Source organism: uncultured Pseudoflavonifractor sp., assembly GCA_904419835.1.
In the GTDB taxonomy this organism is placed as follows: Bacteria; Bacillota; Clostridia; order Oscillospirales; family Oscillospiraceae; genus Pseudoflavonifractor.
Genome location: CAJFTA010000093.1, coordinates 1 through 4,609 on the forward strand (window position 1 = coordinate 1; position 4,609 = coordinate 4,609).

A 4,609-nucleotide genomic window follows, 5' to 3' on the forward strand; every position below is an offset into this window, starting at 1 on the left:
AGCAAGGCTTCCGGGGCATTCGATTCCACGCGAGGCGGGCGGCTGCCCCCTCGCGCTCCCCCGCCCCGACACAGGCGGATTCTGTTCAACCGAGGTTTTCGACACGCTGAGGCGCCCGCTATCGGCGGGCGCCTCAGTCTGTCGAAAAAGTGGCTACCGCCACTTTTTCGAAGGAGCTTCATGAAATTTTCGCCTCGATTTCTGATGAAATTGTCGGCAAAAATTTCATGCGAAGTGTCATTTTCGAGGCGCATGTCCCCGAAAATGACGGATTTTCATTTGATTCCGTCATCTGCGGATGACGGAACTCTGCGAGGCTTCCTTTTCTGGGAGTTTTTTCGACACGCTGAGGCGCCCGCTATCGGCGGGCGCCTCTCTGGCTTAATTCACATGTCGTCGCAGACCTGGAAAATGTAGAACTTCAGGTAGTAGGACTCGTCCGCCCCCCAGAGGATGGGGTGATCGGCGGACTGAGTGCGGTACTCCACCTGCCGCAGGCGGCGGCGGGCGTCCCGGGCCGCCTGGGCGATGGTATTCGTGAAGAGCTCCGGCGTCATGAAGTGGGAGCAGGAGCAGGTGGCCAGATAGCCCCCGTTCTCCACCAGCCGGATGCCCCGGAGGTTGATCTCCCGGTATCCCCGCACCGCCTTTTTCACCGAATCCCGGGACTTGGTAAAGGCCGGCGGGTCCAGGATAACCACGCCGAACCGCTCGCCCGCCCGATCCATCTCAGGCAGCAGGTCGAACACGTCCCGGCACAGGAACTTCACCCGGTCCTCCACGCCGTTGAGCCGGGCGTTCTCCTCCGCCTGGCGCACGCCGGTCTCCGACGCGTCCACGCCGATGACCTCCCGGGCCCCGGCCACAGCGGCGTTGAGGGCAAAGGCGCCGGTGTGGGTGAAGCAGTCCAGCACCCGCCTGCCCCGGCACAGGGGCTGAATGGCCCGGCGGTTGTACTTCTGATCCAGGAAGTAGCCGGTCTTCTGGCCCTCCTCCACGTCCACCAGGTAGCGCACGCCGTTCTCGGAAATTTCCACCTTTGTGTCAAAGGGTGTGGATAAAAATCCCTTGACCCGCTCCATGCCCTCCTTCAGCCGCACCTTGGCGTCGCTGCGCTCATAGATGCCCCGGACGGTGATGCCGTCCTCCGCCAGCACCTTCACCAAGGCCCTGAGGATGGTGTCCTTCAGCCGGTCGATGCCCAGAGCCAGGGACTCCACCACCAGCACGTCGGAGAACTTATCCACCACCAGGCCGGGGAGAAAGTCCGCCTCGCCGAAGATGACCCGGCAGCTGTCGGTCTCCACCGTGTCCTTCCGGTACTGCCACGCCGCCCGCACCCGGGCCTCCAGAAATGCCTCGTCAATCACCGCGTCCGCCCTCCGGGACAGGGCCCGCACCGCGATGGTGGATCTCCGGTTGAGAAAGCCCCAGCCCAGCACGTAGCCGTTGTAGTCCTCAATACGGACAATGCCGCCGTCCTCGCAGCCGGGGGTAATCTCCCCGATCTCGTTGTCGTAAATCCAGGGGCCGCCGGCCTTGAAGGACCGGCCCTCCCCCCGCTTGAGCCGAATTGCTGCCTGCTCCATAGTTACCTCTCTCTTTTGTGGAATGGCGCCTTACAGGGTGGCCGCCCGCCTGGACACCGCCTGCTTGAAGTCGGTGACATAGTGGGTGTAGGCGGTGCTCATCAGGGGCGAGCTGATGAGAAAGTCGGCGGTGGCCCGGTTGTTGGCGATGGGGATGTCGTAGACCTGGGCGATGCGCAGCAGGGCCTTCACATCCGGGTCATGGGGCTGGGCGGTGAGGGGATCGGAGAAGAAGATCACCAGGTCGATTTTTCCCTCCACGATCTGGGCGCCCACCTGCTGGTCGCCCCCCAGAGGGCCGCTGTTATAGCCGTAGACCGGCAGGCCCGTGCGGTCGGCAATCATCCGGGCCGTGGTGCCCGTGCCGCAGAGGAAGTGCCTGCTGAGAATCTCCCGGTTCTTCTGGCACCAGTCGATAATCTCCTTCTTCATATTGTCGTGGGCAATGAGGGCAATCCGCTTCTGGGCGGGCAGCACCTGCTCGATAAAGGTCTCGTCTCTCATGGAACTCATCCTCTCCTGTGTTTTCCCGCCCGACGGCCGCCGCATTCAGACGGCATGCCCCGCGGCTTTTGCTGCTCTGTTCTAAATTCTAATATAAATCCCCGCGGAATACAAGGGCCTCCCTCACCCCGCCTCCGGCCGGCAGAAGCGGAAAAACACCTCCAGCGCCTTCTCCCGGTGCACCGCCACCCGCTCCACCAGGGCGGTCAGGGTGTCCCGGTCCAGCCGCTCCAGCGTCTCCGCCTGCCGGGCTGCCTCACAGGCGTCGCCGGCCTGGCTCCTGTACCGCTCCGCCGCCGCTCTGGCCCGGCGGGCCTCATTCAGCAGGGCGCGGAACTCCTCCTCGGTCAGCAGTCCCGCCGCCCGGTCCCGGTACAGCCGCCCGGCTGCATCTGTCCACCGGGCCATGGCCGCAGCCCCGGCCTCCGGCCGGGGCTTGCTCAGGGGCGGAGGCGCTGCCCGGCGTCCTGTACCCGCCGCAAGCTCCGCCAGCCGGCGGCGGATACTCTCAATCACGGCGTCCTCCCGCACGCAGTGGGAGGACGCGCACCCCCCTCTCCTGCTGCCCTGGCAGACCATGTAGCACGCCCCGCCTCTGCCCTTGACATAGGTCATGGGGGAGCCGCAGTCGGCGCAGAAGGCCAGGCCGGTCAGCAGATGGCCGCTCCCGGTCCTGGGCGCGTAGCTCCGCACGGCCAGCAGCGCCTGTACCCGGTCAAAGACCTGCTGGCTCACCAGGGGCTGGTGGGTGTTGGGCACCACGATCCACGCCTCCCTGGGCAGCGCCACCCGTTTTTCCACTTTGTATCCCACCTTCCTGGCCCGGTTCTGGGTCAGGTGTCCCGCATAGGTGGGGTTGGTCAGAATGCGGCGCACCATGGTGCCGCTCCACAGCCCCGGGAAGCGGCTCTGTGGCCCTTTTTTGCACTGGGAGGGGGTAGGGATACCCCCGGCGGTCAGGGTCCTGGCCGTGCCGCTGACGGAGCCGCAGGAGAGGAAGGTGCGGAACAGCAGTCCAATGACCGGTCCGGTCTCCGGGTCGGGAATCAGATGCCCCGGCGCTTCCGGGTCCTTCCGGTACCCCATGGGCGGCTGTGCTCCAATGAAGCGCCCGCTTCTTTTCCGCACCTCCAGGGCGGCGCGCACCTTGCGGGAGATATCGGCGGTATAGAAGTCGTTGGCCGCAGCCAGAAAGGGGAGCACCAGCTCCCCGCTTCCCCCGCCGCCGGTGTCGATGCCCTCGCTGACGGCGATGTATCGCACCCGGCGCTGTGGAAAATAGATCTGATAGTAGTACATGGTTCCGATCTGGTCTCTGCCCAGCCGGGACAGATCCTTGGTCAGCACGGTGTTAATTTTCCCCGCTTCAATGTCCGCCAGCAGCTGCCGGAATCCGGGCCGGCTGAAGCTGGTGCCGCTGTACCCGTCGTCGGTGTAGATCGCCGCCACCGTCCACCCTCTGTCCGCGGCATACTGCCGGAGATACTCCCGCTGGTTGGAAATACTCTGGGACTCTGCGCCCTCCTCATCCTCGCGGGAGAGGCGGAGGTACAGCCCCACCCTGGGCTCCGTCAAGCCGTCCCGCCTCCCTTCGCTCTCTGGCCAGCGCCGCCAGCAGATGTTCCAGCGTCGGGCCTGACGCTGAATACCGGTAGATGACAGGATAGGTCTCCGCCCGTTTCATGCCGGACGCCTCCTTTCAGGCCCATATTTCGGCCTCACTGTCATTCTATCGGAGTGTCCCTATCTCTATGTCTGCTTTTTATCCAACCGCCTCGCCCACCCCCCCGGGCTTTGAGGCAAGGTCGATGACCAGACAGCCCGGCTTCAGGTCCCCCAGCTCCGCCTCGCCCAGTACCCGGGCGGGCACCGTGTTGATCACCAGATCATAGCTGCACAGCCAGCCCAAAAGTCGGCCGGTCTGCTCCACGCCCAGGCCCTGGCTCTCCGCCCAGGCCAGATCCGCATATTTCCTGGCCGCCACGCTGACCCTGGCCCCCAGAGCCTGAAACCGCTGCGCTGTCATGCGGCCCACCCGGCCGTAACCAATAACCAGAACCCGGGCGCCGTGAATGGTAATCGGCAGTTCCTCCATGGCGATTTGAATGGCACCCTCCGCAGTAGGTACCGCATGGGGCATTTTGCATTGCTCCGCACTCTGCCAAGAAACGAAAAGAAGCGGCAGACACATGTCTGCCGCTTCTCGCTTTGTGTTGGCATTACCTATCTTCCCGGGCCGTCTCCAGCCAAGTATTTTCGGCGCAGGTGAGCTTAACTGCCGTGTTCGTGAAAAGAAAAGTAAGCAAAAGAAACTTCCGTCAACTTTCTTCTCCTTACCGTTCTCTTCAACGATAAAGTATTTTATTCTATTTTCTTCTCACTGTCAAGAGAAACTTTATCAAAGTCCTCTTTCTTTTCTTCCTCTCTCAGGAGAAAGAAAATGGTGACCCGTGCGGGAATCGAACCCACGTTTGCGGCGTGAGAGGCCGCCGTCTTAGCCGCTTGACCAACGGGCC

4 protein-coding genes and 1 tRNA gene are annotated in these 4,609 nt (G+C 63.4%); all 5 read right to left on the reverse strand.

Annotated elements, in window-relative coordinates:
* Window positions 1-386 precede the first annotated feature (386 nt).
* The 5 genes from QZY67_RS11550 to QZY67_RS11570 all read right to left on the reverse strand — a co-directional run bounded on the left by QZY67_RS11550 (window position 387) and on the right by QZY67_RS11570 (window position 4,609).
* Window positions 387-1,589 (reverse strand): class I SAM-dependent rRNA methyltransferase, encoded by a 1,203-nt coding sequence (locus QZY67_RS11550; RefSeq protein ID WP_295370458.1) that lies wholly within the window; start codon window positions 1,587-1,589, stop codon window positions 387-389.
* Between the two features lie 30 nt (window positions 1,590-1,619).
* The gene (locus QZY67_RS11555; protein ID WP_294535059.1) at window positions 1,620-2,102 is read right to left on the reverse strand and encodes a methylglyoxal synthase; all 483 of its coding nucleotides are present in this window, start codon (window positions 2,100-2,102) and stop codon (window positions 1,620-1,622) included.
* A gap of 114 nt (window positions 2,103-2,216) precedes the next feature.
* The gene (locus tag QZY67_RS11560; RefSeq protein ID WP_295370460.1) at window positions 2,217-3,668 is read right to left on the reverse strand and encodes a recombinase family protein; all 1,452 of its coding nucleotides are present in this window, start codon (window positions 3,666-3,668) and stop codon (window positions 2,217-2,219) included.
* Between the two features lie 187 nt (window positions 3,669-3,855).
* Window positions 3,856-4,233: an NAD(P)-dependent oxidoreductase gene (locus tag QZY67_RS11565; RefSeq protein ID WP_295370462.1), complete on the reverse strand. Its 378-nt coding sequence runs from the start codon at window positions 4,231-4,233 to the stop codon at window positions 3,856-3,858.
* Window positions 4,234-4,534: 301 nt separating this feature from the next.
* A tRNA-Glu gene (locus QZY67_RS11570) sits at window positions 4,535-4,609 on the reverse strand.

Bases quoted from the DNA above. Each gene is read 5' to 3' on its own strand.
- QZY67_RS11550 (WP_295370458.1), bottom strand. From the start codon at position 1,589: ATGGAGCAGGCAGCAATTCGGCTCAAGCGGGGGGAGGGCCGGTCCTTC.
- QZY67_RS11555 (WP_294535059.1), bottom strand. From the start codon at position 2,102: ATGAGTTCCATGAGAGACGAGACCTTTATCGAGCAGGTGCTGCCCGCC.
- QZY67_RS11565 (WP_295370462.1), bottom strand. From the start codon at position 4,233: ATGCCCCATGCGGTACCTACTGCGGAGGGTGCCATTCAAATCGCCATG.